Source organism: Campylobacter concisus (genome assembly GCF_002913745.1).
In the GTDB taxonomy this organism is placed as follows: Bacteria; Campylobacterota; Campylobacteria; order Campylobacterales; family Campylobacteraceae; genus Campylobacter_A; species Campylobacter_A concisus_R.
This window is the reverse complement of record NZ_PPCG01000060.1, coordinates 1-1,346: the sequence shown is the minus strand read 5'-3', so window position 1 is coordinate 1,346 and position 1,346 is coordinate 1. Positions and strand designations below refer to the sequence as shown.

Below are 1,346 nucleotides of genomic sequence, written 5' to 3'. Positions count from 1 at the left end.
GTTTAGCCCCTTTGTTTTTATTTCCTATCGCATATCTTACCGCTCCCTCTACATCCTCTAAATCCTTATAAACTGGCGTTGAGAATTTGCCATTATATGTGACATTATAGATGCCTCGTTTTTCTTGTTTAGCCAGTTTATCCACTCCTGCATTATCAACTATCTTTTTTATCTCTTCGCTTGGCTTTTTAGATATGCTTAGTATCTTATTGTAAAGCTCAGGGCTTACTCTTTTTACTCCCTCGGCTGTTATCTTTGACCCAAACAATGCATATATAAAACCCTTTGCAAACTCTTCAGGGTTTACATTGCCATTTTCATCAGTGCCATTTGCTGTGCCCCCAAGTAAGCCGCTTGCTATATGTGGGCTTGCGTTGATAGTTCTGCCACCTTTTGGATTAGATAGGCTTCCAAATTCTCGCTCAAAGTCTTCCATATCAGCATAATCGCTAGCTTTTTTATACTCATAGCCGAGTGCTTCGCTGCTTTCAAGATCAGATTTTAGTTTATTAAAAGTAGCCTCGTCCATCTTTCCAGCTCTTATCTTCGCAACGTCAGCCTTTGTGGTTAGAAAGTCTGCTTTGTAGTTTTTCTCATAACCTGCTGGTGTTAATTTATATTCCCAACCGCCAACTCCGTCGTTGCTCTCAATATTTCTATCAGCTATTCTATTTCTGCCATATTTTGCATTTTTAGCCAATATATTTTCTCTATCGCTTAAAAACTTATCCACATCATATTCGTTTAAAAGCTTTTTAAACTCTTCTTGTGTTTGTTTTGGTATAATGCTTTCATCAGCTGACGAACGTGCATTTGCACCAGTCGCCCCTGCTGGCATAGTATCAGTGTGTAAGGGGATGTGGGCGTCCTTACCGTCAGCCTTTATTTCATCCGTACTCATCCTGCGTCTATTTGCGTGAATTATTTTATTTTCACTTTTATTTACCACAATATCTTTTATTTTTGTGCCATCTTTTTTACCAAGATAAACACTATTTTCGCTTTTTCCAGCCTTTATAGTATTTGGTTCATCAAGCACATAATCAATTAGTTCTTTAACTGCTCTTTTGTTCTCAAACATTTCAGGATGTTTTGAGTGAAGCCACGCTAAAGAAGTTGATATTTTTTCACCTAGATCAGTCTTGCCTTGAAGCTCTTTACTTAGCTCAAATTTAGCTTCATCCATAAAAGTAAGTTTGCCACCATTTTTTACTACAAACCCATCCCCTTTTATCTCTCCAGTTTGAGCCTCTTCTCTTAACGCCTTTACCTCGTTTTTAAAAGCCTCTAGTAGTTTAGTTGAGTTCTCTGGTGCATCTTTTATCTCTATCTTTTCAAGATTATTA

1 protein-coding gene is annotated in these 1,346 nt (G+C 37.5%); it reads right to left on the bottom strand.

Annotation, left to right across the window (positions count from 1 at the left end; all coding sequences use genetic code 11):
• Positions 1-1,346: hypothetical protein (locus tag CYO90_RS10250; protein ID WP_103579056.1), on the bottom strand; the 1,346-nt coding region annotated here is incomplete at both ends.